At 40.2% G+C, this 26700-nt stretch carries 30 protein-coding genes; 6 read left to right on the top strand and 24 right to left on the bottom strand.

The genetic code is table 11. The features are described 5' to 3' along the window. Positions 1–4: 4 nt before the first annotated feature. The 7 genes from terS to NSQ70_RS14280 all read right to left on the bottom strand — a co-directional run bounded on the left by terS (position 5) and on the right by NSQ70_RS14280 (position 2740). Entirely contained in the window at positions 5–652 is a 648-nt protein-coding gene (gene terS, locus NSQ70_RS14250) for a phage terminase small subunit (RefSeq protein WP_342502226.1), read from the bottom strand. 152 nt (positions 653–804) lie between these two features. Beyond that, on the bottom strand, positions 805–1323 hold the full coding sequence (locus NSQ70_RS14255) for a sigma-70 family RNA polymerase sigma factor (protein ID WP_096881788.1): 519 nt from the start codon (positions 1321–1323) through the stop codon (positions 805–807). A 124-nt stretch (positions 1324–1447) separates the two neighbouring features. Further along, positions 1448–1654 (bottom strand): XtrA/YqaO family protein, encoded by a 207-nt coding sequence (locus NSQ70_RS14260; RefSeq protein WP_008344129.1) that lies wholly within the window; start codon positions 1652–1654, stop codon positions 1448–1450. After that, positions 1651–2055, bottom strand: coding sequence for a Holliday junction DNA helicase (locus NSQ70_RS14265; protein WP_041507685.1), 405 nt, complete (start codon positions 2053–2055; stop codon positions 1651–1653). Before NSQ70_RS14265 ends, NSQ70_RS14260 begins: the two co-directional genes overlap by 4 nt. 102 nt (positions 2056–2157) lie before the next feature. After that, on the bottom strand, positions 2158–2352 hold the full coding sequence (locus tag NSQ70_RS14270; RefSeq protein ID WP_226650593.1) for a hypothetical protein: 195 nt from the start codon (positions 2350–2352) through the stop codon (positions 2158–2160). After that, the gene (locus tag NSQ70_RS14275; RefSeq protein WP_162835675.1) at positions 2330–2482 is read right to left on the bottom strand and encodes a hypothetical protein; all 153 of its coding nucleotides are present in this window, start codon (positions 2480–2482) and stop codon (positions 2330–2332) included. The genes NSQ70_RS14270 and NSQ70_RS14275 overlap by 23 nt, the downstream gene beginning before the upstream one ends. Positions 2483–2500: 18 nt before the next feature. Continuing rightward, positions 2501–2740: a helix-turn-helix transcriptional regulator gene (locus NSQ70_RS14280; RefSeq protein ID WP_017358976.1), complete on the bottom strand. Its 240-nt coding sequence runs from the start codon at positions 2738–2740 to the stop codon at positions 2501–2503. Positions 2741–2899: 159 nt separating this feature from the next. Here NSQ70_RS14280 and NSQ70_RS14285 point away from each other — a divergent pair, with 159 nt between their 5' ends. The 3 genes from NSQ70_RS14285 to bioB all read left to right on the top strand — a co-directional run bounded on the left by NSQ70_RS14285 (position 2900) and on the right by bioB (position 5013). Further along, positions 2900–3277, top strand: coding sequence for a helix-turn-helix transcriptional regulator (locus NSQ70_RS14285; protein WP_256688675.1), 378 nt, complete (start codon positions 2900–2902; stop codon positions 3275–3277). A 243-nt stretch (positions 3278–3520) separates the two neighbouring features. Beyond that, entirely contained in the window at positions 3521–3871 is a 351-nt protein-coding gene (locus tag NSQ70_RS14290) for a hypothetical protein (RefSeq protein ID WP_003213146.1), read from the top strand. Between the two features lie 146 nt (positions 3872–4017). Continuing rightward, a complete protein-coding gene (gene bioB / locus NSQ70_RS14295; RefSeq protein ID WP_256689363.1) occupies positions 4018–5013 on the top strand; it encodes a biotin synthase BioB in 996 nt (331 codons plus the stop codon). A 40-nt stretch (positions 5014–5053) separates the two neighbouring features. Here the strand turns inward: bioB and NSQ70_RS14300 are convergent, their stop codons facing one another. The 5 genes from NSQ70_RS14300 to NSQ70_RS14320 form a co-directional block, all read right to left on the bottom strand. Beyond that, positions 5054–5527 (bottom strand): hypothetical protein, encoded by a 474-nt coding sequence (locus NSQ70_RS14300; RefSeq protein WP_007500557.1) that lies wholly within the window; start codon positions 5525–5527, stop codon positions 5054–5056. A 242-nt stretch (positions 5528–5769) separates the two neighbouring features. Further along, complete coding sequence (locus NSQ70_RS14305; protein WP_342502164.1) at positions 5770–7125, bottom strand: IS1182 family transposase; 1356 nt, start codon at positions 7123–7125, stop codon at positions 5770–5772. Positions 7126–7229: 104 nt separating this feature from the next. Further along, positions 7230–8063 (bottom strand): undecaprenyl-diphosphate phosphatase, encoded by an 834-nt coding sequence (locus NSQ70_RS14310; protein ID WP_024719699.1) that lies wholly within the window; start codon positions 8061–8063, stop codon positions 7230–7232. Positions 8064–8187: 124 nt separating this feature from the next. Then, positions 8188–9330: an AI-2E family transporter gene (locus NSQ70_RS14315; RefSeq protein WP_024719700.1), complete on the bottom strand. Its 1143-nt coding sequence runs from the start codon at positions 9328–9330 to the stop codon at positions 8188–8190. 65 nt (positions 9331–9395) lie between these two features. Then, positions 9396–9788 carry a DoxX family protein gene (locus NSQ70_RS14320; RefSeq protein ID WP_256688676.1) on the bottom strand — a complete coding sequence of 131 codons (393 nt, stop codon included), beginning with the start codon at positions 9786–9788 and terminating at the stop codon, positions 9396–9398. Positions 9789–9988: 200 nt separating this feature from the next. Between NSQ70_RS14320 and NSQ70_RS14325 the strand changes: the two genes are divergently transcribed. Continuing rightward, positions 9989–10978 (top strand): Gfo/Idh/MocA family oxidoreductase, encoded by a 990-nt coding sequence (locus NSQ70_RS14325; protein WP_047946724.1) that lies wholly within the window; start codon positions 9989–9991, stop codon positions 10976–10978. A 55-nt stretch (positions 10979–11033) separates the two neighbouring features. On the opposite strand, the gene NSQ70_RS14330 is transcribed toward NSQ70_RS14325, so the two are convergent. The 5 genes from NSQ70_RS14330 to NSQ70_RS14350 form a co-directional block, all read right to left on the bottom strand. Continuing rightward, positions 11034–11558, bottom strand: coding sequence for a type 1 glutamine amidotransferase domain-containing protein (locus NSQ70_RS14330; RefSeq protein ID WP_008344162.1), 525 nt, complete (start codon positions 11556–11558; stop codon positions 11034–11036). A gap of 90 nt (positions 11559–11648) precedes the next feature. Beyond that, a complete protein-coding gene (locus NSQ70_RS14335; protein WP_039169704.1) occupies positions 11649–13637 on the bottom strand; it encodes a methyl-accepting chemotaxis protein in 1989 nt (662 codons plus the stop codon). Between the two features lie 165 nt (positions 13638–13802). Beyond that, positions 13803–15779, bottom strand: coding sequence for a methyl-accepting chemotaxis protein (locus NSQ70_RS14340; RefSeq protein WP_342502227.1), 1977 nt, complete (start codon positions 15777–15779; stop codon positions 13803–13805). 178 nt (positions 15780–15957) lie between these two features. Next, positions 15958–17946 (bottom strand): methyl-accepting chemotaxis protein, encoded by a 1989-nt coding sequence (locus NSQ70_RS14345; protein WP_335350721.1) that lies wholly within the window; start codon positions 17944–17946, stop codon positions 15958–15960. Between the two features lie 126 nt (positions 17947–18072). Continuing rightward, complete coding sequence (locus NSQ70_RS14350; RefSeq protein ID WP_327872261.1) at positions 18073–20064, bottom strand: methyl-accepting chemotaxis protein; 1992 nt, start codon at positions 20062–20064, stop codon at positions 18073–18075. Between the two features lie 156 nt (positions 20065–20220). Here NSQ70_RS14350 and NSQ70_RS14355 point away from each other — a divergent pair, with 156 nt between their 5' ends. Further along, positions 20221–20961 carry a protein-glutamine gamma-glutamyltransferase gene (locus NSQ70_RS14355; protein ID WP_008345763.1) on the top strand — a complete coding sequence of 247 codons (741 nt, stop codon included), beginning with the start codon at positions 20221–20223 and terminating at the stop codon, positions 20959–20961. Positions 20962–20982: 21 nt separating this feature from the next. Here NSQ70_RS14355 and NSQ70_RS14360 read toward each other — a convergent pair whose 3' ends face one another. From NSQ70_RS14360 to NSQ70_RS14385, 6 genes are all read right to left on the bottom strand, one after another. Beyond that, on the bottom strand, positions 20983–21231 hold the full coding sequence (locus NSQ70_RS14360) for a hypothetical protein (RefSeq protein ID WP_041091815.1): 249 nt from the start codon (positions 21229–21231) through the stop codon (positions 20983–20985). Between the two features lie 24 nt (positions 21232–21255). Next, positions 21256–22287, bottom strand: coding sequence for a nitronate monooxygenase (locus tag NSQ70_RS14365; RefSeq protein WP_256688680.1), 1032 nt, complete (start codon positions 22285–22287; stop codon positions 21256–21258). Positions 22288–22301: 14 nt separating this feature from the next. Beyond that, on the bottom strand, positions 22302–22703 hold the full coding sequence (locus NSQ70_RS14370; RefSeq protein ID WP_047945337.1) for a secondary thiamine-phosphate synthase enzyme YjbQ: 402 nt from the start codon (positions 22701–22703) through the stop codon (positions 22302–22304). 136 nt (positions 22704–22839) lie between these two features. Continuing rightward, complete coding sequence (locus NSQ70_RS14375) at positions 22840–24132, bottom strand: hemolysin family protein (protein ID WP_024719710.1); 1293 nt, start codon at positions 24130–24132, stop codon at positions 22840–22842. Between the two features lie 48 nt (positions 24133–24180). Further along, a complete protein-coding gene (locus NSQ70_RS14380) occupies positions 24181–24855 on the bottom strand; it encodes a zinc metallopeptidase (protein WP_024719711.1) in 675 nt (224 codons plus the stop codon). 81 nt (positions 24856–24936) lie between these two features. Further along, positions 24937–25161 carry a hypothetical protein gene (locus NSQ70_RS14385; RefSeq protein ID WP_008345775.1) on the bottom strand — a complete coding sequence of 75 codons (225 nt, stop codon included), beginning with the start codon at positions 25159–25161 and terminating at the stop codon, positions 24937–24939. Between the two features lie 126 nt (positions 25162–25287). Between NSQ70_RS14385 and NSQ70_RS14390 the strand changes: the two genes are divergently transcribed. Next, positions 25288–26274, top strand: coding sequence for a potassium channel family protein (locus tag NSQ70_RS14390; RefSeq protein ID WP_041507696.1), 987 nt, complete (start codon positions 25288–25290; stop codon positions 26272–26274). Here NSQ70_RS14390 and NSQ70_RS14395 read toward each other — a convergent pair. Further along, positions 26271–26672 carry a YugN-like family protein gene (locus NSQ70_RS14395; RefSeq protein WP_024719713.1) on the bottom strand — a complete coding sequence of 134 codons (402 nt, stop codon included), beginning with the start codon at positions 26670–26672 and terminating at the stop codon, positions 26271–26273. The genes NSQ70_RS14390 and NSQ70_RS14395 overlap by 4 nt on opposite strands. Between the last annotated feature and the right edge of the window lie 28 nt (positions 26673–26700).

The following is a 26700-nucleotide window of genomic DNA, read 5'->3' on the forward strand; positions in this document are numbered from 1 at the left end:
GGCGTCATGAATCGTCCTCTTTTCTTTTGATCATGATATGAAGATCTTCTTCTTTTTCCTCACGAACTGCTTTTTTTGTTTTTTCGATTGTCAGCTCAATTTGCTTCAGCCTTAATCTTCGTTCATCTTTTGCGTGAGCGAGCTCTTCAAACTGTTTAATCAGCCGTCTTAGTTCTCCCATTGCACGAGATTGGGCATTTAAAAAAGTAGCATGCCGATCCCATGAAAATTGAAACGAAAATTCCTCTGCCGTGATCTCTGGCTCTGGATGAATGCCTTCGCCTGTTTCTTCCTCTAATGAAGAAGGCAAGTACGTCGCCTTTTTCAGTTCTTTGATCATGTCATCTTGATCTGCTACATGCATGATGCGCTGCGCTCGAATAATGGCTGCGTATTGAATTTGAATTTGATCCCAGATGATATCAAGAGATGTGCGCCCATCCATTTTTTCCATGATTTCAATCGTTTCATCTGAAAGAAATTGATGAAAGATCGAGTGCGCCTGCTTTGACGGTGTTTTTTGTCTTTGCCAGCCGTATCGTCTTTTCCATGATTTAACGCTATGGATGGAGACGTTGTAATGATCGGCTAGTTGCTGGTACGTCATCCCTTTCATATAATCCTGCTTAGCCTCTATCCGTTTATCTTTCATTTACATTCACCTGCCGCCTCCTTTTAGTTCGAATGATTCCCTGAAGAGAAATCATTTGTGCCGGGCTAGCAAACATTCGTTTGGTCTTTCTAACTATAGGTGGCAACTGTAAGACAAGCTTTTGAAGATTGATGTGATGAAAGAAAAAACGCCTATTCAGCAGCTCTGAATAGGCGTTCTTGTACTTTTTTGGACATTTTGGTCCGAGCTCTTTCCATATGTTTTTGGACTGTTCCTTTTTTTACATCTAGCATGATCGCAATCTCGCTAAATGACAGACCCTGCGTTGTGTGCATAAAAAACACGTCTTTCTCTCGATCTGTTAAAACAGACAAAGCTTCATCGATTCGCTTTTTATCCCGCTCACTTACCTCTCTTTCTTTCTCTTGAATGAGGGTGTATTCATGTGATAAAGCCTCTAATACCTCTTGATTAGCAAGAATGGTGCGCTGATACACAGACCGTCTATCTAATCCTCTGCGTGCGCCTGGCTCTCTACCGATTTGAAGCCATTCCACCACGTATTCTAAATCACTGACCATACTGGCGATCATTTTTTGATCATGTTTGTCCTGATCTGACATCTGTTTCTCTTCTTTGTCTTTCAATTGTTCATATCGTTTTCTGGCATCTTTTAAACTTCTTTTATATTCAATCAGTAAATCTTGCATCTATGCTCTCTCCCTTTTTTAAGAAAATAAAAAACGGACACCAATCAGCCCCTTTCTATAGGGTCTTGATCGGTGTCCGCAGGCTTTCCGTCTTGGACTTATTCAGTTGTTCTTGTTCATCAGACTAGCTGATTTTAAAACCAATCTCATGATCGACTCTTGCAAAATGCCCTTTTGCTGTTTGAATAATCGTTTTTCCATGCTCAGGTACATCCATCATATAAGCCGTTCCTACGTTTCCATCTAACACAATGACTTGAATCTTTCCTTTTTCCATTTCACCGACAAATGTCTGGTTTTCTTGAATCATGAGTTGTTTTGGCTCGTTCATATGCTTGTCTCCTTATTTGGTGGTGAGGATCTCATATCATCACCCATCGTATTTAAAATGATTTCCATTCGAGGACGCATGCTATAAAACTGTGAAACTCTTAATTCTACAATCTGTAAAGAGGCGTCATCGGTAACGGCATGAAGTGCTTCTTGTATATACTGCAAATTTGGTTGAAGAATGCTGATGTGTACCGGGCGTATCAAGCCTTTTTCAGCAGATGTACGCGTGTCTTGGCTGTTCGCTAGATCAATGGGCATATTGTAAAATGAGCGAATGTCGAGTGATAATGCGCCTTTTATTTTGCTTGTGCATTGCGCTTTAGCGGCTGTTTGAATTCTGTTTATCAATGTCTCTTTTGTGCATAAATGTTCTTTTTCAATGATAAAATGAAGGACCATGCTACGATCTCCCGTCATCCTTCGCCCACTGCCGAATGTCTTGTTCGTTTTGACCCGCATTGAGCAAACATTTCAGGAATGTCATGATTTGCTTCAATCGATTCATGTCGCATTCATCCTTTCCTTCTTCTTGTCATCAACGGCTTTTTCTGCCATGAGGGTCATGTATGTGCGTTTTTCTTCTGCCGTGGGGAAAGCAAAAATAGGCTCTTTTTGATGAAAAGTGATCCAGCCGCCAGCTTGTACTAGGCAATGCTGTGCTTCTTTTCGGGCATCAAATGTCATCTGATGTCTCATCATCATCAAATCCTTTCTCACGGTCCTCGTCCTCTAATCGATAACCATTTCGGGACATTTCATATGGCCAGTAACGTTTTGGATAGCCGAAATCATTCATTTGTGTCACCATCGGATGTTCGATATTCATTCTGTTTGTCTCCCCTTTTTAAGAACGGTCTTCCTCAAGACTATTACTCTTTTTGTGTAACTTTTGACCAAAAAAAAGCTCTTGAACACCGATATTTAGCAAATCTGCAATATGCTTGGCTATTTCTAAGCTGGGCTTTGTTCGGCCCATTTCTATATTTGCATAGCCACTCGTGTACTTATATCCAAGTTTTTTCGCCATATACGTTTGTGTTTTTCCTTGTAATATTCGTTCTTCTCGTAAATTTTCAAGTTTCATGTTTCCACCTCTTACTCATTATGTGTAAGTTATATTCATTATGATAATATACACAAAACGGGTAAGTCAATCATATTTTTATTCTTTTTGTGTATTTATTTATCTTTTCCGTGTAATTCATGATAAAATTTACACATAATATGAAAAAAGGTGTTTCCGATGGATAATTTGACTGGAAAGATTCTAACTGAATTAAGAGAGAAACATGGATGGAGTAAGTCTACCGTTGCCAAAAAACTCGGGTTAAAGGCGATGTCGACCTATGCTAACTGGGAGTATGGATTGAGAAAGCCAGATGGTGAAATGATTGTGAAAATCGCCGAGTTATACGGGGTCTCAACAGATTATCTTCTCACAGGTAAAGACAAAAACGCCTCTGATGACGATCTTACAGATGATCCTGATTTGCAAATTGCGTTTAAAGCTGCCTCCGATTTTTCTGAAGAAGCACGAAGACAAACCATCGACTTTATTAACTACATTAGAGAGAAAGAGAAACAAAAAGGCCGTCAGCCAAAACAGACAGACGACAAATAAAAGATCTCTTTTCATAAAGCATCACATAGCTGGGTAGATACCCAGCTTTTTTTATGTCTCTTTTTCCCCCTAAAAAAGAATGACATATGAATAAAAAATCATGTGTTTTTTGGGCAAAATCGTCTTCCCCTACATAATATGTGACAATTTTCACCAAAAATACTCATTTTTCCACTTATTTTGATTGACATATAATTCTATTATTATTAATATATGTATATACCAAAAAAAGGAGTGTTACCGATGAAAAAATTAATGAAAGCTTGTACATTGTCTTTAGCTGCTTTAGGTGCTCTTACGTTCTTCCAAACAGAAGGTGCTCATGCAGCTGCACAGCCTAAAGAACCAGTTATAGCAAAAGCTCCTATTATGAATAAAGTGATTACGGTGAACCGCACACTTACTGTAGGTTCTTCAATCGCTGTTTCACTTCCAGCAAGTCAAATTTCTGTCTCAGGCGCAACGTATGCCATTCAATTAGACCAAACTGCTCCAAACTTCACTTGGATCCGTGCTGTACAACGCGGTTCTGTTACAGTGTCTTACTATAATTCACTAGGTGAGCTTGTTATTAACTATATTACTGTTCGTTAAGCGATTTTTTTCATATGAAAAGGCGATGACTATATGTTCATCGCCTTTCTGTGTTTTTACTTAGGATGCTTACCAGTGCTTGCCAATCTCTATCTATTATGTTAACTTTTAATAAAAATAAGTTTACATATTGAGAGGGGCTTATGATGGGAAAAATAACGTCTTTGTCTTGGGAAACGCTCGTGAAGAAAGCCATCAATCATGAACCGATTACTATGGAAGAAGGTCTAAAAATTCTTGGAGCAGACGACGCAGAGTTGCTGCCTATTATGCATGCAGCTTATCAGGTGAGATTTCATTTTTTTCAAAAAAAGGTGAAGTTAAATATGATCTTTAACGCCAAAAGCGGATATTGTCCTGAAAACTGCGGGTATTGTTCACAATCGGTGATTTCAACAGCTCCTGTTGAGAGGTATACAATGCTTGACCAAAAAAACATTGTGGCCGGTGCGCGTGAGGCGTTAAAAAGAAAAGCAGGGACTTATTGTATTGTAGCAAGCGGGAGAGCACCTTCGCACCGTGAATTAGATGAAGTCACCGCAGCAGTAAAGGAAATTACTGAGACGATGCCTTTGAAGGTGTGTGCATGCCTTGGGTTATTAAATGAAGAAAAAGCGAAGCGGCTGAAGGAAGCGGGTGTTCATCGGTATAATCATAATCTCAATACACATCAAGATCATCATGCTCAAATTACAACGACCCATACGTATGATGACCGCGTATCGACCATTGATAAGGTCAAACAGTCAGGGATGTCACCATGTTCAGGGGTTATTATTGGAATGGGCGAAACCAATCAACAAATTGTCGAAATGGCTTTTGCGCTGAGAGCCCTTGATGCGGATTCGATTCCCGTCAACTTTCTCCACGCAATTGAAGGAACGCCTCTTGAACATCAAGAACGCACACATCCGATCAAAGCGTTGAAGGTTTTGGCACTGATGCGATTTATCAACCCGGCTAAGGAAATTCGAGTATCTGGGGGAAGAGAGTTTAATTTGCGAACGCTTCAGCCTCTCGCATTATATGCAGCGAACTCTATTTTCGTAGGCGATTATTTAACGACAAAAGGACAGCAAGTTCAAACCGATCATCACATCATTGAAGATTTAGGTTTTGAAATAGAAGAATGTGCGCTTTAAAAAAGTCTGCCGATGGATCGGCAGACTTTTGACGTTAAGATTAGAATCTTTTATGGAAATCGACAGTACCGCTTCCTTCTTCTCGGTCAAAGCTACCAACAAAAGTCCAGTTAATATAGCCGCCGTCACCATTGTTGACAAACGTACCATCTTCAAATACCCAAATACCAAACGTAATGCCGTCATATTCAACACTATCATAATAAACAACATTGTTCAGTCCGCTAAAGTCATGATCTTGGCTTAAGTTTTGAACAACTACGTTGTAATTTTGACCTGCTTCATAGAATGCACTGTATGCCGCATTTTTTACAAATCCATCACGATTTTGAGATGATTTGACTGCTTGTTCAATTTTATCGGCAATGGCTACTGGATCAATCGAGACACTTCCATCGACACCTGTTGTCGTAGCAGCTTCAGCCTTTTGACCAAAAGTCGTAAGAGATAAAGGGACAGCAACCATTGACGTAGCAATCATAGAGCTAACAAAAAATTTACTTGTTTTCCTCATTATTTCTAACTCCTCCTTTAATTGGTATGTTTATGTACTACCCTTTTCTTTGTCACTTAAACACTAATTTAAGAAAAAACTTCTTTTTCTACCAATTAAGAGGCTGTTTTTACTGTTTAAAAGGGCAAAACAACAAAAAAACTACTCTTTTAAAAGAGTAGTTTCAGACCGTAGACAAACCCCACCTTTACTTCAAGTAAAAGTGGGGTTTTCACTTATTTTGATAAAATTGATCAGTTGCTTTACGCTGGACATGGCTCTTTCCATGTCCAGTTTGCTAATTTCTTAAGATTCATGGCAGCAAAAGTAAGCATCGCCTGCATCGAAACTTTTTTCAATCCTCGAAGTTTCGTCCATCGCATTCCATGCTTTTCTTTTGCATCCGCAAAAACGCGTTCAATCGTTTCTTTCCGTTTTGCATAGATGTTCTTATTCATTTCAGTGAGTCTCAGATGGTCTGCTTCGTCTAGGTAGTCCTGCCAAATATGTCGGTGAATCTGTTTGGTGTGATTTTGACTTTGTGTACAGTTATCTAGAAACGAGCAGGATTTACATACCTCTGAATCGGACGCATATTGCTTATATCCCTCTCTAGTCGTTGTACGATAAGAAAGAATTTGCCCGTTTGGGCAAATGTAACAATCAAAATGTGCGTCATATACGTATTCATTCTTTTTCAAGTAACCAGCTTTTGTTCTCGGGCGGGTGTAAGGCATGACAGGTCTTATCTCTTGATCCATTAAAAACTTGGCGATATATGGTGTTTTATATCCAGCATCTACTGCGACTACATTGGGTTTTCCGACTTTCTTTGTCACCTTTGATACGAGTGAATCTAACATACGACTATCATGAACATTTCCACCAGTGACCAGTGATCCTAAAATAAATCCTTTTGAATCACAAGCCGTATGAAATGAATAAGCAAATAACTTTTCACGTTCATCCTTTACATAGTAGCCACTCTCTGGGTCAGTTGTACTGACCTTGATTTCTTTTTTCTCTTCTTTATTCTGTAGGGGTAACGGCTTTTTTCCATGTTCCTCACGATCAACATTGATCTCCTCATGAAGCTGATTTTGATAACTTCTCGTTTCTACTCGAACAATTTTCTTTTCAAGTTTTTTCTTATTGGCGTTCGCTTTTACATGAGTTGAGTCAATGAAAGCGATAGATGGATCAACGAGACCTTTTTTCATCGCTTCTCTTAAGATTCGATAAAAAATTTGTTCGAATAAATCTGTATCATGAAAGCGTCTCACGTAGTTCTTACCGAAGGTAGAAAAGTGCGGAATTTTCTCCGAAAATCCATATCCAATAAACCAACGATAAGCCACATTAGTTTCAATTTCTTTAATGGTTTGACGCATAGAGCGAATGCCAAATAGGTATTGGATCAAAACCATTTTAATAAGAACAACGGGATCCACACTTGGTCTGCCGTTATCAGAACTATAATGATCTTTGACAAGATCATAAATGAAATCAAAATCGATCGCTTGATCAATTTTCCGTACAAGATGATCTTCAGGCACTAATTCATCTAAGGCCACTACTTCTAATTGATTTCTTCTTTCTTCTTCACGTTTCGATAACATGTTCATCCCCCACAGAAATGTGTTATTGCCCTTATTATACAAAAAAGCGTGTAGACTTTGTCTACACGCTGAAACTACTCTTTTAAAAGAGTAGTTTTTCATCATTACATAAACAGGATAAATAAAATCAGACCTAGGATGATTCGGTAGATCGCAAAAGGCACAAGTTTGATTTTATTAATCAGTTTTAGGAAGAATCGAACAACAAAGAGAGCCACAATAAACGCACTCACAAAGCCCACAATAAAGAATGGAAGCATGTCTGTTGTTAAATATTCGGCATTTTTAACAAGTGTTAAGAGGCTTGCTCCCGCCATAATCGGCATGGCCATAATAAACGTAAAGTCAGCCGCCGCGCGGTGATTCAGACCAAGAATAACACCACCTGCTATTGTAGAACCCGAACGCGAGAAGCCTGGCCATAGTGCTAAACATTGAAATAACCCGATATACAGCGCTTGTCTGTACGTCATATTATCCACAGAGCTTGTTTCTGTTTTACGTTTATTGATCCAATCAGCGACAAGCATCAGCACAGCCCCTAAAATCAAACCGACAGCGACCGTTCTCACATCAAACAAATATTTATCAATATAATCTTCAAATAAGAATCCTAAAATGACGGCTGGGACGAGTCCAACAGCAATTTGAGCAATGGTCAACTTATGTCCGCTGCGTTTTTGTTCTTCTGTGATATTTTTCTTTAAGCCTAACAAGTTCAAAATACGATCTTTAAACACGATCATGACAGCTAAAATAGAACCTAACTGAATCACGACTTTAAATGTGTTTGCAGCCTCTGGCGTAATGATGTCTTTTGATTTTAGCCAAAGATCATCAACAATGATCATATGCCCTGTAGACGAGACAGGTGCATACTCTGTTAATCCTTCGACAATTCCTAAAACCAGTGCCACGAATAAATCCCATAGATTCATGATTTTCTTTCCTTTCAATTCTGATCTTTTGAAGGCAAACATCTATGTCCACATAAAGACAAGCTTTCTTTTTCGAAAGCTCGTCTTTATGATACTATATTTTTTTCTAAAAAAGATTATGACATCAAACCTTTTCTTCTTTATACAAATTGGATCGCATTTTGAACCAATCAAACAGGTGGGTCGTGATCACTTTCAGAACGGCATACGTCGGAATCGCGACAATGATGCCGACTACGCTGAACAATTTACCTGCTGTTAATAGAACAAAGATAATCGTGATCGGATGGATATGAAGGTTTTTCCCCATGACCTGAGGAGAAATGAATTTCCCTTCAATAAGTTGAACCACTGTCCAGACAATGATCAGTTTCAGTAGCATAATAGGTGATGTGACAAGTGCAATCACAATCGCTGGTGTAATGGCAATTGTTGGCCCAAGGTAAGGCACTACACTTGTACATGCCGCAATAATCGCCAGAAGCAGCGCATAGTCAAGTCCAATAATCAGATAACCAATTAAAAGAAGAACACCGATACAGAAGCTGACAATGATCTGTCCAAGAATATAAGAGCTTAAGCGATGGTTCATTTCGTGAAGCACGATATGTGTATGCTCTCTAAACTTATTCGGAATAAATTTCAAGAAATAGTCAGGCAGTTTTTTGCCGTCTTTTAATAGATAAAACAGAATGAACGGAACTGTCACGATCGAGATGATAATTTCAGTAAGCGCCCCTAAGAAAGTGCCGACTCCGGTAAAAGTACTTTCCAAAATCTTCGTTGCTTGACTTGACGCTTTACTCACCAATTCAGAGACGTTAAAATTCATCGTTTTCTGCGCCTGATTAATGAAGTTGCTTCCTGTTAGTTGTCGAATCTGTTCTTCTACTGTATCAACGTATTTTGGCAGATTATGAAACAGACTCATCGTTTGTGCTTGTAAAAAAGGAATAATAGATACAATGGTCACTGTAATAATCCCAATAATGACAATATATAAAAGCAAAATCGAAAAGATCCGTTTGACCTTAAATCTCTCTAATAAATTCACAATTGGATTTAATAAATAATACACAACCCCCGTTAAAATAATCGGTAAGGCAATGGTTTTGATGAGTACAATGAGCGGTGTGAAAATAAAAGATGCTTTCATGAAAACAAGGATATTCAACCCTATTAATAGCAGGATGAGTAAAAAGAGAACAAACTTGTTATCAAGAAAAAATTTTCTAAATCGACTGCTCCACATTTGCATAGAATTCATATCTTTCCTCCAAACACGGGCTATTTTATTAGTAAATTGTACACTACTTGATCATCATTTTGTGATCATTGTTTCAGCTTTTCTTCCAGTTTCGCAATGGACAGGGCCCATCCAATCAAAACCGGTTGTCCGATTAATCTCATCCATAACAAGGCTTGTTCTGTGCTCTCTTGCCCTGGAAATGGAATCCCTTCTCTCGCAGCAAATAGGTTCGCAGGGAAAATGAGCACCAGATAGACAGCGATCATTTTTGCTGCCACAATCCTTACGTTTGGAAGAAGCAGTAATACGGCCAGCAGCCATTCCAAGCATGCGGTGGCATAAATGATGCCATAGGGAAATGGCCATCCAGACATCATGCGGGCAAAGCCGCTTGGCTCTATCACATGAAAAACACCGGCTGCTATAAATAAAAGCGCGAATGCGTATGTACTTCCTATATGTAGGATGCGCTTCATGTTCGTTTCCTCCTCCCTCCTTCTCAAGTATTACCCGAATGAAGGAGGAAACTATCCACTTTTCGTACATTTATATTCTTTATGTAAGACGCATCAGCTAAGGTAAAGGTTTCATCCGCTTTTCAATAAAAAAGAAGATTCTTTCATACAAACGCTTTCAAAGCATGTATAATCAGAGAAAAGCAGAAGGAGGGAATGTGATGATTCGATTTGCTGTCATCGGAACGAATTGGATTACAGATCGATTCTTACAGGCTGGTGAAGGAGTGGCGGATTTTACATGTACGGCCGTCTATTCTCGGTCTGCTGAAAAAGGACAGGCATTTGCAGACAAGTATGGCATTGATACCGTCTTTACTAATTTACAGCAAATGGCGGCAAGTGATGCGTTTGATGCTGTGTATATCGCAAGTCCAAACGCCCTTCACAAAGAGCAAGCGATGCTGATGATGGCGCATCAAAAACATGTATTATGTGAAAAACCATTGGCCTCTCACCGGAAAGAGGTTGAAGAAATGATTGCTGCTGCGAAAAAATATCAGGTGTGCTTAATGGAAGCGATGAAGACCACATTTCTGCCGAATTTTCTTCAAATCAAACAGCATCTTGATCAACTAGGCCCCATTCGGCAAGTGATCGCTCATTACTGTAAATATTCATCAAGATACGATGCCTACCGAAACGGTGAGATTCCAAATGCTTTTAAGCCGGAATTATCCAATGGCTCCTTAATGGACATCGGCGTGTATCTTGTCTTTCCCATCATTTATTTATTCGGGCTGCCACATCAAATCACCGCGAGAGGCTATACACTTTCTTCTGGAGTAGATGGGAGCGGTTCATTACTTTTACAATATGAAGGGCATCAAGCACTGCTTTTTCATTCAAAAATCTCAACATCTCATGTATCTGCTGAAATTCAAGGGGAGGATGCCACAATGGTGATTGATCAATTTCACCGTCCTTCTCGTATCACCATCCATGATCGAAATGGACAGCAAACCGATATTTCTCTCAAAGATGATCAACCTGCTATGTATTATGAAATCGATCACTTCATTCAATGCATCAAGCAAAAAAAGGGACAGTCGCCAGTCAATACATTTGCCTTATCCGTTCAAACCATGTCCGTCATGGACGAGGCGAGAAGACAAATGGGCATTATCTATCCAGCCGACAGACAAATGTAATGAGGCATTGAATGAACAAAGGGCGTTTTACAGCCCTTTGTTTGTTCGTGTGAATCTAGTTTGCCGCTAATACATCGGCAAATGCTTTCACATATGGCGGAAGGTCCGGCGGGCGTCTGCTTGATACAATATGACCATCTGTCACAACGGCTTCATCAAACCATTCCGCTCCAGCATTCGTCATATCATCTTTAATACCAGGTGTACTCGTTACTTTTTTACCTTTCAGGATACCAGCTGAAATGAGCACCCATCCGGCATGACAGATTTGTCCGATCGGTTTGCCCTTTGCATCAAACGTACGAACGATGTCTAATACTTCTGGATATCGGCGCAGTTTATCCGGTGCCCATCCCCCAGGAACGAGAACCGCATCATAATCATCTGCTTGAATGGAATAGAAGTCTGCATCTGATACAGCTGGCACTCCGTACTTCCCGATATATTCATGATCTGCTTTTTCGCCTACGAGATGGACAGTTGCCCCCTCTTCTCTTAATCGCAAAACGGGATACCATAGCTCTAAATCTTCAAAATCATCACTGACTAACGCAATGACCTTCTTATTTGATAAACGCATAACATCTCTCCTTTTCTTCGGATTTCCTCTATTGTACGAGATCATCTCTTAAAAAGAAAAGTGGTTCCCCTTGAGGAGAACCACTTTCCATTATTCACTGATCTTGAATTTTTTAATTAAGTCACGCAATTCTTCCGCCATTTGGGAAAGCGTCGTCGAAGAAGAACTAATCTCTTCCATTGATGCCAGCTGTTCTTCTGCTGATGCCGCGATATCTTGAATACTTGCTGAACTCTCTCTCGATACATCTGCAATTTCATTCACTGCTTTAGAAATTTGCTCAGATCCTTTTGAAAGCTCACGAACTGTCGTATTCATTTCATTGATTCTTGTCGCAATTTCCGCTGTTTGCTGATTGATTTGTGAGAAGCTTTCTTTTGTTTGGTCTGTAATTGATAGGCCATTTTTTACTTCTTCATTCACAGATTTGAACATATTTTGAGACGTTTCTATTTCAGAGACAATTTCTTTGACGAGTTTTTCAATCTCTTTTGCAGAATCTGATGATTGAACCGCCAGCTTACGGACTTCTTCTGCTACAACCGAGAAGCCTCTGCCTGACTCGCCCGCACGTGCTGCTTCAATGGCTGCATTCAGAGCCAGTAAATTCGTTTGATCTGCTATACCGTTAATGACACCTAAAATGTTGGTGATATCTTTTGATTTATGCTCTAATCCGTTGATCACACTTTCAGCTTCTTTCACTGAATGATCAATCGTTTTCATTTGGCCAACTGTCTGTTCAACAAGCTGTCCGCCTGTTTCTGCGACTGTTTTTGATTGAACCGATGATTCTGTAATGACATCAGATGTTTGTGCAACTTCATTTAGCCCTTCGTTCATTTGTTTCAAGTGGGCTGCACTTTGTTCCACCATTTCACTTTGATTTTCGTTTCCGTTCGAGAATGTTTCAATGGATGATGTAATATGTTCGGTTGCTTTTGTCGTTTGACCTGCACTTGCCGTCAATTCTTCCGACGATGACGCCACGTTTTCAACAGATGTCTGTACAGCTTGGATGACGTCTCTGAGTGACTCACTCATTTCATTAAAACTTGTACCGAGCTGACCAATTTCATCCTTTGATTTAACATCAATTTTTTCTGTTAAATCTCCTTCGCTAATCTTCTTAGAAGAGGAGACAAGCATGGAAAGTGGTTTTGTAATAGAACGGATGATAAAGAAGATGAGAATACCGCCAATGATGAGCGCACCAGCTAATATAATAGCCGCCATGTTGAAGACTGGCTGCGCCGCTTCTTCTACTTCATTGACAAACATTGTACCGGCAATTTTCCAACCAGTCGCTTTGTTTGTTGTGAACTCCATTTGCTTTTCTTTTCCTTCAAACATATAACTCATTGAACCTTTGTCTTGTGTATAAAGCTTGTCTACCCAATCACCTGTTAATTTTGTTCCTGCTTTTTTCGTTGGATGTGCCACGTATGTTCGATCTGGGCTGCCGATAAAAGCATGACCTTCTTTACCAATATTGATACTATTAGACTCTTTTACTAGATTCGCAATGTCCAGGTTCATGGCAATAACACCAGAACCATCCTCTAGTTTTTTAGAAATCGTCACAACAAGCGTACCAGTTGATGCGGTTGGATATGGAGCGGAAACAGACAGCTCACCGTTTTTCGCCCAGCCATCTTTGTACCAATCCCGCTCAGTTGCGACATAATCAGCAGGCATTTTTTGATTAGGATATCTTGAGAACACTTTTCCATCACTTGAAGCAACAAAGATGCCTTCTGTGTCATCATTCATGCTCATGAACTGCTCAAAGCGTCCTTGAATATCAGTCGTTCCTTTTTGCCCCAGCTTTTTCTCCGTAATCCATTTGCTAAAGAAATCGGCTGCGTCTGTTTTTACTTTTACAACCTTCGTAATGTTTTTGTCCAGCTGTTCTACATTTTCCTTTGCACTTTGCATGATTTGATCATTTAAAGAGGTGCTCGCCGTATGATATGAAGAGAATGCCAATACGATAATTGGGCATAAAAGAATAAATAAGAAAGAGAAAACGAGCTTTTTTGATATAGATGGTTTTTTGAAATACTGTATGAAATTCATAAAAAAGAAAACTCCTTTTAGTAAGATAGTATATATATCGGAAGTACTACTAGGTTCTTTACTTTTTTAACTTATTAAAGTCTAGATAAGTCCAAAATACCCAAATTATGTGCAAACAACGGAAAAACCCCTGACGTCAAAACGTCAGGGGTTCTACTATGACTCTTATATTTTAAATTGTTTGATGAGCTCTCTCAGTTCTTCTGCCATTTGAGATAAAGTGGCGGAAGATGAGCTGATCTCTTCCATTGATGCCAGCTGTTCTTCTGCTGAAGCCGCAATATCTTGGAAGCCTGCGGAACTTTCACGTGAAAGCTCTTTGATTTGATTGACTGCTTGTGAAATATCGTTTGAGCCATGAGAAAGTTCTTGGGCTGATCCGTTCATTTGTTTCATTTGTTCTGTCATTTCTGATGTCTTATGGGTGATTTTCTCAAAACTCACTTTCGTTTCATCTGTAATGTTTAATCCAGATTGAACTTCACCTGCTACTTGTCTAAACATCTTCTGCGACTTTTCAATTTCATCTACAATTTCGTTCGTTAGGCTTTCAATTTCTTTTGAAGAGCTGCCTGATTGCTCTGCCAGCTTGCGGACTTCTTCTGCGACCACAGAGAAGCCTCTTCCTGCCTCACCTGCACGCGCGGCTTCTATCGCTGCATTTAAAGCGAGGAGGTTCGTCTGATCTGCAATGCCGTTGATGACTCCAAGAATGCTTGTAATGTCCTTAGATTTCTGTTCTAGCCCTGCAATCACAAGCTCTGCTTCTTTCACTGCTTGTTCAATCGTTTGCATTTGACCTGCTGTTTTTTGAACGAGCTCTCCACCAGCCTGAGCGGTTTTGCTAGACTCGATAGATGATTCCATCATGTGAGAAGTCGTGTTGACCATATGTGATAAACTGCGATCCATGTCGTTTAGCTGGACAGAGCTTTTTTCAATCATCTCATTTTGATGTTCATTGCTGTTTGAGAACTGTTCAATAGATGAGGTAATATGCTCAGTTGCTTGGGCTGTCTGTCCTGCGCTAGCCGTTAATTCTTCAGATGAGGCAGCAACATTTTCAATTGAATTCTGGACGGCTTGAATGACTTGTTTCAGCTTTGCCGACATATCGTTAAAGCTCTGTGCAAGTTTGCCGATTTCATCATGTGTGCGCACCTCAATATGCTGGGTAAGATCCCCCTGACTGATTTTCTCAGCCGATTCAGAGAGCTCTATGAGTGGTTTTCGGATCGATTTAATAATAAAATAAATCGCGATTCCACCGATGACAATCGCAGCAGCTAGGATGATCATGGTTAAGTCAAGCACTGGCTGTGCGGCTTCTTTCACTTCGTTAACATACATGGTGCCTGCGAGCTTCCAGCCTGTCGCTTCATTTGTGTCATAAAACATTTGCTTCGGCTGTCCATTGAATTCATATTCGAAACTGCCTTTTTTATTGTTATACATTTTTTCGATGAAATCGCCTGTCAGTTTCGTCCCGGCCTTTTCCGTTTTATGAGCAATATAACGTTTGTCTGAGGTAGCAACAAACGCATAACCTTCTTGACCAATTTTGATGCTGTTTGTGTCTTTCACAATTGTGTTCAATCGTACATTTATGCCGATAACACCAGAACCATCTGCTAACTGTTCTGATATTGTGATGAGCAGGTCATCTGATGACTTGTCTGTAAAAGGATCTGAAATGATGAGTTTGTCATCTCCTATTGATTGTTGAAACCATGGTTCATTTTTTGCGCTTTTGGCACTGCCTTTATGAATCTCGGAATATTCAGTTAGTTTACCATTCTGATCTGCAACAAATACTTCTACGACATCGTCGTCTGTTTCCGATAGTTGCTCTAATTTCACCTTAAGTAAATCCTTATTTTTAGAGGCCAGTTCCTTTTTTTTCACCGATTTAGATAAATATGAAACAATATCAATTTTAGGCTGTACATCTTTATTGATCAGTTCATTTAATTGATTCACACCATTTGCAGCGCTAGACATAATCTCATCATTGAGAGACTTAGACGCCACTTCATAGGAAAATGCGGCCAACACAAGAATGGGCACTAGGAGAATCGCTAAGAATGCAGTAATTAATTTCTTTGACATCGTAAAGTGCTTAAAAAAGTTGATTTTTTTCATGACTCTACTCCTTTTGGTTTATGATTTGGGATCATCCCCCTCTATTCTTAGGTAATACGGATTATTTTTCAAGGTGTAATGTTCAAAAAACCACCAAAATAAGCATATTTACCTATTTCTTTCGATTTATTCACTTCAAAAAAGAACCCCAAAAAGCTGGAGGTTCTTTTCATTTGGTTTATTCGACTTTAAATTTGCTAATCAAATCACGTAATTCTTCTGCCATTGAAGAAAGGGTGGCAGAGGATGAGCTGATCTCTTCCATTGATGCCAGCTGTTCTTCAGCTGAAGCGGCAATGTCTTGAATATTGGCGGAGCTTTCACGTGATACGTCTGCAATCTCACGGACAGCCTCAGAAACATGTGCAGATCCTTTTGACAACTGGACAACTGTTCGATTCATTGTTTGGAGCTGATCTGAGATTTCTTTGGTCATGTCGAAAATATTGTGGAAGCTGACTTTCGTTTGTTCAGTAAAGCTTAAGCCTGATTGAACTTCTTGATTTACTGCTGTGAATACTTCTTGTGATACATCAATATCTTGAACGATTTCTTTGATTAAGTTTTCAATTTCTTTCGCTGAGTTGGCAGATTGAACAGCAAGTTTTCTTACTTCTTCTGCTACAACGGAGAAACCTCGACCAGATTCTCCAGCTCTTGCTGCCTCAATCGCTGCATTCAGCGCAAGTAAATTCGTTTGATCTGCGATGCCATTAATGACACCAAGAATCTGGGTAATATCTTTTGATTTGCTTTCTAGCGCACTGATGACATTCTCTGCTTTTTTCACTGATTGATCAATCACGTTCATTTGAGAGGCTGTTTTTTCTACTAGCTGTCCGCCTTCTCCTGCAATCTCTGTTGATTTGATGGATGAAGCGGTAATCGATTCAGCCGATTCATTCATGTGCTGAAGGCCTCTGTTCATTTCTTCTAACTCTTCTGAGCTTGATTCCACTTTATCATTCTGGCTTTCGTTACCAGTAGAGAATTGTTCAATGGCTAATGTAATATGCTCTGTTGCTTTACTTGTTTGTCCTGCGCTTGCGGTCAGTTCTTCTGATGAAGAAGCGACATTTTCAACGGAGGTTTGGACGGCACCAATGAGGGATCTTAATGAGTCAATCATCGTATTAAAGCCTTTACCAACTTGTCCTATTTCATCATCTGATTGAATCTGAAGTTTATCACGTAAATCACCTTCGCTGACCTTTTTCGAGAAACGGGCCAGATTGGATAATCTACTTGAAATAGAGCGGACAATAAAGAAGATGAGGGTTCCTGCTACGATCAGTGTCACACTGAACACAATAATGGCTGTATTGAAAACGGGTTTAGCTGCATCCTCTACTTCTGATACGAGCATCGTGCCGCCGATTTTCCAGCCGGTTAGTTCATTGGTGACATAAGCTACCTTTTTATCTGTTCCATTGAGTGTATAGCTGCCGTTTCCTTGTTTGTTTTTAAAAATAATGTTCGCCAAATTCTCATTGACTTTGCTTCCTGGCTTTTGGGTTGGATCTGCTAACACGGTTTTATCCTTCTCCATGATGAAAGCATATCCTTTTTGACCTATTTTGATTTCTTTTAGCTTTTGAATGAGGCTGTCAATTTCCATATCAAGACCAATCACCCCTGAGCCATCTTTCGTTTTTTGGGCAATGGTGATGACCATTTTACCTGTAGATGCTGCGACATATGGCTTCGTGATGACTTGTTTACCATCAGCACTCATGGCCTCTTGATACCATGGACGCTCTCGCGGGTCATAGCCATCAGGCATTTTTTGAACTGGGTATTGCATGAACAAACCCTTTTCTGAACCTGCATAAATGGCTGAGACATCTTTTTCATTAATTTTTCCATATTGCTGCAATTCTTTAATGGTAGCTTTTCTATTTTTTTCTTGAAGATTAGCCGCTTTGAGATCATCTGTAAACAGAGTCACAGCCTCTGCCTTGTTCCCAATATTCTCATCGATTAAGGTATCAAATGCATTGACCTGACTCATTGCACTGCCCATAATCTGCTTGTCTAACTCTGTTTTTGATGTAAAAAATGCACTGATTGTGAGTGCGACGGTTGGCAGTATGAGGACTACCAAAAAGGCAATAACTAATTTTTTAGAAATGGATGGTTTTTTGAACCATTGGATCATTTTTCCCATTTTCTCTTTCCCCCTTTACTTCTCTAAAGTTATTATCGGATGAAAGGTTTATTTTTAGAGGGCTGGAAATGACGTTTAAAAATAAAAAAAATACCCAGACAATTCTGGATATTTTTTCATCGTTTTTTAATCAATTTTAAATTGACTTGTCAGCTCTTTTAATTCCTCAGCCATATTGGCAAGTGTGACAGAAGAGGACGAAATTTCTTCCATAGATGCCAATTGTTCTTCAGCAGATGCCGCAATATCTTGAATGTTCGCCGCACTTTCTCTTGAAACTTGACGCATCTCTTGCATGGCTTGTGACACAAGTTTTGATCCGCTTGATAGGTCAACCGCTGTATCATTTAATTGAGTGAGCTTTTTCGACATACCTTCTGCCGCCTCATAGATGTTTTGGAAGCTTTCTTTTGCTTCTTCTGTCATCCCAAGTCCTGCATTTACTTCTCGGTTAACAGCTTTGAACATCTCTTGAGATTTGGAAATTTCCAACACAATTTCTTGGATCAGCTTTTCAATTTCTTTCGCTGAATCTGCAGATTGGACTGCTAGTTTTCTGACTTCCTCTGCTACGACAGAGAAACCGCGCCCTGATTCACCTGCTCTTGCTGCTTCTATGGCTGCATTGAGTGCAAGTAAATTCGTTTGATCTGCGATGCCATTAATGACATTTAAAATGCTCGTAATATCTTTAGATTTGTATTCTAATTCTTTCATGACTTGTTCGGCTTCTTGTACAGATGTATCGATATGTTTCATTTGATTCGCTGTGCTTTCAACGATACGTCCGCCTTGTCCAGCCGCTTCTGTCGATTGAATGGAGACAGCAGTCACTTCTGATGAAGTTTGTGACATACCTTGTAATCCTTCATTCATTGCGACAAGCTGATTCGTGCTAGATTCGACTTTCTCATTTTGTGCTTCATTCCCATTTGAGAATTGTTCAATCGACATGGTGATATGCTCTGTCGCCTGACTTGTTTGGCTGGCACTAGCAGTCAGCTCTTCTGAAGCTGAAGCTACATTGTCGACAGATTGCTGGACCGCTCGGATAACTTCACGCAAAGATTCACTCATCTTACTAAAGCTTCTTGTGAGGTCTCCTATTTCATCCTTCGATTTGGTTTCGAGGGTTTCCGTTAGATCCCCTTCACTCACCTTTTCTGAGAAATCAACAAGCCTTCTAAGTCCAATTGTGATGGAGCGAACGATAAAGAAGATCGCAATACCGCCAAGGATAAAAGAAGAAATTAAAAGAATAATGGCAGAATTCCAAACTGGCTGTGCTGCTTCTTCTGTTTCTGATACAAACATCGTTCCAGCAATTTTCCAACCTGTTAAATCATTTGTTACAAAAACGAGACGTTTTTGCTCTCCTTTATTCTCATAAGTTGATGTTCCTTCTTTGCTGCTGTAAAGGATTGATGAAATATTTCCAGTCACTGCAGATCCTGATTTTTCTTCTGGATGAGCGACAATCTGTTTATTTTTATTTGCAATAATTGGATATCCTTCTCGTCCAATTTTAATATCTTTCATTTTATCGACGATATCCTGAACATCAATATCAATCCCAATGGCTCCCGACCCGTCCTTCAGACGCTGAGCGATTGTGACAACCATGCCATTTGTTGTGGCAGAGATGTATGGATTGGTGACCACAGGTTCACCTTTTTCGTCCTGCATCGCCGCTTTATACCAATCACGAGTTGTTGGATCATAGCCTTTTGGCATGTCTACTTTAGGGAACTGAATAAAGTCACGATTTTTACTTGCTGCATAAAACCCAACCACATCGTCTTCATTGATTTTACTGTATATCTCAAAATGCTCATACAGTTCGTCCTGGTTTTTCTTTTTAAAGTCTGCAGCACTGGATGTTTCGGTAAACAGTTTGACTGCGTTCTCCTTATTCAAAAGCTTTTGCTCGATCATGTCATTCAGCTCATTGACTCTTGCGTTGGCTCCGTACATGATTTCATGATCTAATTCTTCTTTGGCAATCTGATAAGAAATCGTACTGAGTGTAATGATAGGCAAGACGAGAACAAGTGTGAATGAAATAATCAGCCTTTTAGAAATCGATGGTTTTTTCAACCATTTTATGATACTTTTCATGTTTTTCCTCCTTTTAAACGTTATGTTTTATATCGGACAGCTTCATATTATTTTCATGTTTTTCAAATAAAAAGGATGTCTTTTTGTTTATTTCCACAAATTGATACCTTGCCCAAGCATCCCGCATACGCTAATACAAAAGGGGGCGCTTTTCATATGATTATCCTTTCAGGACAGCCAGTGACAAATGAGCAGCTGGCATCGTTTCAGCTAGAAGGACAAAAGCGGATCATTTTGATGCAGTTACAAGCCTCAAATGATACGTTCCGTTATAGGCAGGCATCTGATTTGTTATTTGAAGTGACTTTAAGATCGAATATCATGAATGCGGCAAGAGATTTGAATAAGAGCGGTGCCTCATTTGCTATCTTTCAAAGGTCCCGTGCGAATGACGCCTATTGGCGTGTATCAGAGGCCGGAGCGTTAGAACTGCGCTATCAAGTCGAGCCATCTACAGGGATTAAAGACATCTTTGAAAATGGCTCAAAATATGCCTTTGAATGTGCCACAGCGATTGTCATTGTGTTTTATATGGGAGTCTTGCAAACGGTAGGAGACGAGAAGTTCAATCGAAGACTTAGAAGTTTAACACTGTATGACTGGCACTATGATACATTGTCCATTTATACAGAGCGCGGAAATGATTTTATTTATGGGGATTGCCTATATTTCGAGAATCCAGAGTTTAGCTATCAACAGTCTCAATGGCGCGGAGAAAATGTGATTTACTTAGGGGAAGATCAATATTATGGGCATGGGCTTGGGATCTTAACAGCTGCAGAGATTATCGATAAATTAAATGCCAGAAGACGGCCAGGGGCGGTTCAGTCCGCTTATTTACTGCCGCAGACTACTAGGATGGATGTTATTTATCTCAGGCAAATGTTTGGCAGCTAAAAAAGGCCTCTTGTCTATAGGTTATGACAAGGGGCCTTTGTATGCCTTGCGTTTGCGGTAATCATGGAGCGTGCCAAGCATTGCGTTTGCTAGGATTTCCATTTCTTCTAGGTCGTTTCTTGTGACTGGAGGGTCGTGCTGATTCCATTTCACATAACGAACGAAATAGTAATGACGAATGGGGGTAAGGACGGCAGGGGAGTGCGGAAAATCATCAAATAGAAATTCAATTTGTCCTTTTTTCCGATATGAATGTTTTAAGATTTCCATCCTGTCACACCACCCATTATCAAATTATATCTGCGTGAGTTCATGCATGATCTCTTCAACGGTTAAAATGGAATGAATACGGCCAACCCCCTGACCTGCCCAAAGAGCCATTTGTTCTGGGTTTCCTGCAGCAGCTGCCGCTTTTCGCATCGGTGTTGTCCATACGTGCTGTATAGGATAGGGAAGAACCCGGTCTTCATTTCGTCTTTCTTCCTCCATCCACTGATTGACAATACCTCTGGCTTTTTTTCCAGAGAAAAGCCGTGTCATCGCTGTTTCACTGCCTTCTGCCTGTAACAGCGCCTTTTTGTACACATCTGCCGCAGCACTTTCTTGACTCGCTAAAAATCGTGTCCCTATTTGAACCGAATCTGCTCCAAGTGCTAGTGCTGCTTTCATAGTGGTCCTGTCTGTGATACCTCCAGCGGCAATCAATGGGATATGACAGACAGACTTGACATCACTGATCAGGCAGAAAAGTCCCTGCAGAGCATCTCCCTTTGAAGGTAAAAAGGTGCCTCGGTGCCCTCCTGCTTCGCTTCCTTGCAGAACAATGGCATCCATTCCTTTTTCTTCTAACAGCAGTGCTTCTTTTTTTGTTGTAGCTGTTCCGATGAGAAAGATCCCCTTTTGTTTCAGGTGATGAATTGTTTGTTCGTTTGGACAGGCAAATGTAAACGACACAGCTGGGACTTCTTCTTCTTGAAGAATGTTGATTTTTTGTTCATAGTCCTTCCATAATTCTTCTTCGCTAGGGATTATCTGTGCTTCTGGTATGACAGGCAGCCGATCTGTCCAAAATGATACATCTTCTGTTTTCGTTTCTGAAATGGGTTCAGGGACAAACACATTCACTTGAAATGGACGAGATGTCAGCTGTTTGACCTGTCTGATTTGCTGCCTCATCTTTTCAGGCTGTACATAACCACTTGCTAAGCTGCCGAGACCCCCATATTGTGAAACAGCGGCGACAAGCTGCGGCGTCACCGCTCCTCCTGCCATTGGTGCTTGAATGATGCCATGTTCAATTTGAAGTAACGCTGTGAATTCTCCCATCTTCTCCCCCGCCCTTACTCGTTAGATGACACCTGTACATAAAAGTGACGATGTCTCGGTCCGTCAAACTCACAAAAATAGATTCCCTGCCACGTTCCAAGCACAAGATCACCATGATGGACAAGAACGTGCTGAGATGCTCCCATATAACTAGCTTTCATATGCGCTGCTGTATTGCCTTCCATATGACGATCTTTTGAATGTTCCCACGGAAAGACTTCGTCAAGCCGGCGCAGCATATCACGTTTGACGTCTGGGTCGGCATTTTCATTAATGGTGATTCCAGCCGTCGTATGTGGACAATAGACCATAACCGTTCCGTTTTGAATCCCAGTTTCCCGGACATATTGCTGAACTTCATGGGTAATGTCTATCATGTCAGCGTGTTTGTCTGTTTGTACGTTGATTTTTTTCATTTCACTGGCTCCTTTTGATCATGTCTATAAAACCATACCCTTTTTATGTGAAATCAATCACTGCCGGTTGGCAGAAACAAATCCTCTTACCTAAAGTTTACCAAGCAAAAAAACCTCGTCAATAGCTCCGAGGTTTTTAGGAAAAGTGAACCTTTTTTACTTCTATGGTTCGAATATGATGATCTTCTGCATCGACAATTTTAAATTCACAGCCTTCTGCTTCAATGATATCACCAATGTCAAAATCAATTTTATGCGTCATCATCCAGCCGGCAATTGTATCAACATCATCATTTTCAATCGCTAAATCCAATAAATCATTTACTTCATCGATCAAGGCTTTTCCATCCATGACATAGTGGAAGTCACCTTTTTTCACAATATGCGGGGTTTCATCTTGATCATATTCATCTCGAATCTCGCCCACAATTTCTTCTAATATGTCTTCAACTGTGACGAGACCTGCTGTTCCACCGTATTCATCTACAAGCACCGACATATGAATCCGTTCCTTTTGCATCAAAATCAGCAGTTCTTGAATCGGTGTACTTTCAATGACACGAATGACAGGGCGCATTAAGTCTTCAATGGACACCTCTTGATTGAGAAAACTTGCTTTAAATACGTCTTTGCTATTGATCACACCAATGACATGATCTTTGTCTTCTTTAATGACAGGATAACGTGTATACCTTTCGTTCAGCATATAATGCGTCACGTCTTCCAGGCTCTGTTCAATTTCAATGGCAGAGATTTCTGTGCGCGGGATCATAATCTCTCTCGCCACTCGGTTATCAAATTCAAATATTTTATTGACATATTTGTATTCAGATTGGTTGATCTCGCCCTTTTCGTAGCTTTCAGACAGGATGAGACGCAATTCTTCCTCACTGATCGCCACTTCATGTTCTTTGACAGAATGAAAACCAAATAATTTCACAATGCCTCGTGCAGCCCCATTTAATGCTTTAATAAACGGGTACATGACTTTATAGAAAAAAATAAGAGGTTTTGCCGTCACAAGACTGACGGCTTCTGCCTTTTGAATGGCGATCGTTTTGGGAGCAAGTTCCCCAACGACAACATGCAAAAACGTAATGATCACAAAGGCAATGATAAACGATATGATGTCTGTCAAAGCGGAATGAAGCCCTGCCTTTTCAAAAAGCGGATGCAGGAAATGTTCCACTGTTGGCTCCCCTAACCACCCTAAGCCTAATGCCGTGATGGTAATGCCAAGCTGACAGGCAGATAAATATTCATCAAGGTTGGTTGTCAGTTTCTGAACATGAATGGCTCTCTTATCACCGCTTTCAATCAGCTGATTGATTTTTGAGCCTCTAATTTTCACAATCGCAAATTCAGTGACAACAAAAAATGCTGTCGCAGCAATGAGTAATAGGACTAAAAATACGTTTAAAATATACAAAAAAACCCTTACCTAACACGGGTAAGGGCTCACCTCCTCTGGCGTCAATTAATCATTACGGCCATTTAGGAAGATCATTACAAAACGGAGCAATTCAAACAGGGAGACAAGGGCCGCTGCTACGTACGTAAGAGCTGCGGCATTTAACACCTTGTTCACGCCTCTTTCTTCACTGCTTCTAATGATTCCTTCTGAAACAATGATATTCTTTGCACGAGAACTTGCGTTAAACTCAACAGGCAATGTCACTAGCTGAAAGAACACAGCAGCTGAGAACAGAACGATCCCAAGCCCGATTAAGTTAAGGCTGCCGAGCAATAATCCACCTAGGAAAAGAAGCGGGGCAACACCAGATGCAAAGTTCACGACAGGGAAGATCTTATGTCTCAAGACAAGCGCACCATAGGATTCCTGATGCTGCAAGGCATGTCCAACCTCGTGTGATGCGACTGAAATGGCCGAAATGGAATGGCCATAATACACTGGTTCAGATAAACGAACCACACGCTGCGTCGGGTCGTAATGATCAGTCAAAGTTCCTCTTACCGGTTCAACGGGTACGTCGTATAACCCGTTGCGATCTAAAATATATCGAGCGGTTTCAGCACCTGTTTTCATACTGGCAGCTTCAACCTTTGAATACTTTTCAAAATTATTCTTTACTTTAAATTGTGCCCAAAAAGACAATCCCAATGCGGCAAATGTTAAAAAATAAAAAAACAGCATGCTCATCAGCTTCCTTTTTATTTTATATATTTATTTACAATTTTAATGACTTTTATGTAACGTGTACAGCAAAAAGCACTAGGTCTTTTTAAGGGGAATCACTACACCAATGAAAAAGAAGAACATTCCGATGCATGCTGTATAAAATGTCACCGTTCCATATAGGTCTTGAAAAAAACGAAGCCACGAGAAATCATTCATAAAATGGTTCACCGCATTTAAATCAAACACGAGTAAAATCACCGCAGATGATAAAAAGTGTGCGCCGATAAAAAGAAGTACGGTCTTTTGAACAAACGACATTCGCATTCCCTCCTTCTTCTCTCTTATTTTAAGATATGGGTTCTGTTTCAATACATGACGATGATGAAAAATTGTTTCCTAATCGGGCATACTGACATTAGCAGTCTCCCTGAAAGGACGAGTTCGATGAAATCAAACCGTATCTTCATTGCCTGGCTAAGATGGCCTCTTTATGTTCGCATTGCGATCATCATCTGTTTCTTGCTTCTCTTTTTTGGACAATTAATCGTCATACTTGAACCAAAGCAGTATCATACGATCTTTGATGGGATCTGGTGGGCTCTCATTACAGTCGCGACGGTCGGCTATGGTGATTTTGTGCCGCAAACCATGCCCGGACAAATCGCAGGTATGGCGCTGATTCTGATCGGGGCAAGCTTTGTCACGGCTTATTTTGCCACACTCGCTGCCGCTGTGTTCAGTAAGCAGCACCATTATGTAGAAGGAAAGGTCGCTTTTAAGGGGAAAGGACATGTCATTATCGTTGGCTGGAATGAGAAAACGAACAAACTGCTTCAATCGTTTCAAACCATTGATCCCGCCATGCCGATTGTACTCATTGATGATTCCTTAAAGGAAGGACCTCTTTTAGAGAATGTCCATTTTATTAAAGGCCATGGTACAGAGGATGCCACACTTCGCAGAGCAAATATTATGAGTGCTGATACATTGATGATTACCGCAGACCAGCATGAAAATGAAGTGACGGCTGATATGCAGAGTGTCTTAACCTTGCTTGCGGCAAAAGGATTAAATCCTTCGTTATATTGTTTAATTGAAATTTTAACCGATCGCTATGTGAAAAATGCTGAGCGGGCTGGAGCCAATCAAGTCATCCATACTTCTGATGCCGTGAATCATTTAATGGTGGAGCATTTTCTTTTAAAAGAACAGCTCATGGCGTTAAAAATCAAAAGAAACATGACCCTCCATAAACAGATCACTATCATTCCAGTACCAGCTTCATTAGCTGGAGAGACATTCTTAACGGCACTTCATCACTTTTTAGAGCATCATGTGATCATTGTAGGCGTACAAAAAAAAGAAGGACCCATGATGAATCCTCCTTTTGGATATGAGCTTCATCCAGAGGATGAGCTGATCAGCTTTTAAAGCAGTACATCTTCTAATTCTTTGACGAGTGAAAAGCCAATTTCGGCATAAGCCTTTGACACATCTCCGTCTTTCTCTTTCGGTTCTTGGAATTGGTTAAAAGATGCCCCTACATTTCCAACCATCGCATGGTCATCTAATTTATCTTGATAGACATGCTTTAAGAGAAATGGATGTCCCATTTTCACCACAACGCCTGGCTGATCCAGCTGTCCTTTCTCGGCTGTAAACGGAACTCTGAGAAAGGTATAGCCGTCACGGTTGTCAATTTTATAATCAAAATATCCATGATCATAATCCCAATTCCCATTAATGACATATCCGAGCGGCTTCATGTTTTCTTCTAAATGGTACAGTGAAAAGCTTTCACCAGTCAGCCTAGATGGTACATGAATCATACAGAACCCTCCTTTTTGTATAGGGTTC

It is taken from the genome of Bacillus sp. FSL R5-0397, from assembly GCF_038593395.1.
GTDB lineage: Bacteria > Bacillota > Bacilli > Bacillales > Bacillaceae > Bacillus > Bacillus altitudinis.

What these genes read in the sequence shown, in the direction of transcription:
- terS (WP_342502226.1), bottom strand. Translation starts at nt 652, where the DNA reads ATGAAAGATAAACGGATAGAGGCTAAGCAGGATTATATGAAAGGGATG.
- NSQ70_RS14255 (WP_096881788.1), bottom strand. Translation starts at nt 1,323, where the DNA reads ATGCAAGATTTACTGATTGAATATAAAAGAAGTTTAAAAGATGCCAGA.
- NSQ70_RS14260 (WP_008344129.1), bottom strand. Translation starts at nt 1,654, where the DNA reads ATGAACGAGCCAAAACAACTCATGATTCAAGAAAACCAGACATTTGTC.
- NSQ70_RS14265 (WP_041507685.1), bottom strand. Translation starts at nt 2,055, where the DNA reads ATGGTCCTTCATTTTATCATTGAAAAAGAACATTTATGCACAAAAGAG.
- NSQ70_RS14270 (WP_226650593.1), bottom strand. Translation starts at nt 2,352, where the DNA reads ATGAGACATCAGATGACATTTGATGCCCGAAAAGAAGCACAGCATTGC.
- NSQ70_RS14275 (WP_162835675.1), bottom strand. Translation starts at nt 2,482, where the DNA reads ATGAATATCGAACATCCGATGGTGACACAAATGAATGATTTCGGCTAT.
- NSQ70_RS14280 (WP_017358976.1), bottom strand. Translation starts at nt 2,740, where the DNA reads ATGAAACTTGAAAATTTACGAGAAGAACGAATATTACAAGGAAAAACA.
- NSQ70_RS14285 (WP_256688675.1), top strand. Translation starts at nt 2,900, where the DNA reads ATGGATAATTTGACTGGAAAGATTCTAACTGAATTAAGAGAGAAACAT.
- NSQ70_RS14290 (WP_003213146.1), top strand. Translation starts at nt 3,521, where the DNA reads ATGAAAAAATTAATGAAAGCTTGTACATTGTCTTTAGCTGCTTTAGGT.
- bioB (WP_256689363.1), top strand. Translation starts at nt 4,018, where the DNA reads ATGGGAAAAATAACGTCTTTGTCTTGGGAAACGCTCGTGAAGAAAGCC.
- NSQ70_RS14300 (WP_007500557.1), bottom strand. Translation starts at nt 5,527, where the DNA reads ATGAGGAAAACAAGTAAATTTTTTGTTAGCTCTATGATTGCTACGTCA.
- NSQ70_RS14305 (WP_342502164.1), bottom strand. Translation starts at nt 7,125, where the DNA reads ATGTTATCGAAACGTGAAGAAGAAAGAAGAAATCAATTAGAAGTAGTG.
- NSQ70_RS14310 (WP_024719699.1), bottom strand. Translation starts at nt 8,063, where the DNA reads ATGAATCTATGGGATTTATTCGTGGCACTGGTTTTAGGAATTGTCGAA.
- NSQ70_RS14315 (WP_024719700.1), bottom strand. Translation starts at nt 9,330, where the DNA reads ATGAATTCTATGCAAATGTGGAGCAGTCGATTTAGAAAATTTTTTCTT.
- NSQ70_RS14320 (WP_256688676.1), bottom strand. Translation starts at nt 9,788, where the DNA reads ATGAAGCGCATCCTACATATAGGAAGTACATACGCATTCGCGCTTTTA.
- NSQ70_RS14325 (WP_047946724.1), top strand. Translation starts at nt 9,989, where the DNA reads ATGATTCGATTTGCTGTCATCGGAACGAATTGGATTACAGATCGATTC.
- NSQ70_RS14330 (WP_008344162.1), bottom strand. Translation starts at nt 11,558, where the DNA reads ATGCGTTTATCAAATAAGAAGGTCATTGCGTTAGTCAGTGATGATTTT.
- NSQ70_RS14335 (WP_039169704.1), bottom strand. Translation starts at nt 13,637, where the DNA reads ATGAATTTCATACAGTATTTCAAAAAACCATCTATATCAAAAAAGCTC.
- NSQ70_RS14340 (WP_342502227.1), bottom strand. Translation starts at nt 15,779, where the DNA reads ATGAAAAAAATCAACTTTTTTAAGCACTTTACGATGTCAAAGAAATTA.
- NSQ70_RS14345 (WP_335350721.1), bottom strand. Translation starts at nt 17,946, where the DNA reads ATGGGAAAAATGATCCAATGGTTCAAAAAACCATCCATTTCTAAAAAA.
- NSQ70_RS14350 (WP_327872261.1), bottom strand. Translation starts at nt 20,064, where the DNA reads ATGAAAAGTATCATAAAATGGTTGAAAAAACCATCGATTTCTAAAAGG.
- NSQ70_RS14355 (WP_008345763.1), top strand. Translation starts at nt 20,221, where the DNA reads ATGATTATCCTTTCAGGACAGCCAGTGACAAATGAGCAGCTGGCATCG.
- NSQ70_RS14360 (WP_041091815.1), bottom strand. Translation starts at nt 21,231, where the DNA reads ATGGAAATCTTAAAACATTCATATCGGAAAAAAGGACAAATTGAATTT.
- NSQ70_RS14365 (WP_256688680.1), bottom strand. Translation starts at nt 22,287, where the DNA reads ATGGGAGAATTCACAGCGTTACTTCAAATTGAACATGGCATCATTCAA.
- NSQ70_RS14370 (WP_047945337.1), bottom strand. Translation starts at nt 22,703, where the DNA reads ATGAAAAAAATCAACGTACAAACAGACAAACACGCTGACATGATAGAC.
- NSQ70_RS14385 (WP_008345775.1), bottom strand. Translation starts at nt 25,161, where the DNA reads ATGTCGTTTGTTCAAAAGACCGTACTTCTTTTTATCGGCGCACACTTT.
- NSQ70_RS14390 (WP_041507696.1), top strand. Translation starts at nt 25,288, where the DNA reads ATGAAATCAAACCGTATCTTCATTGCCTGGCTAAGATGGCCTCTTTAT.
- NSQ70_RS14395 (WP_024719713.1), bottom strand. Translation starts at nt 26,672, where the DNA reads ATGATTCATGTACCATCTAGGCTGACTGGTGAAAGCTTTTCACTGTAC.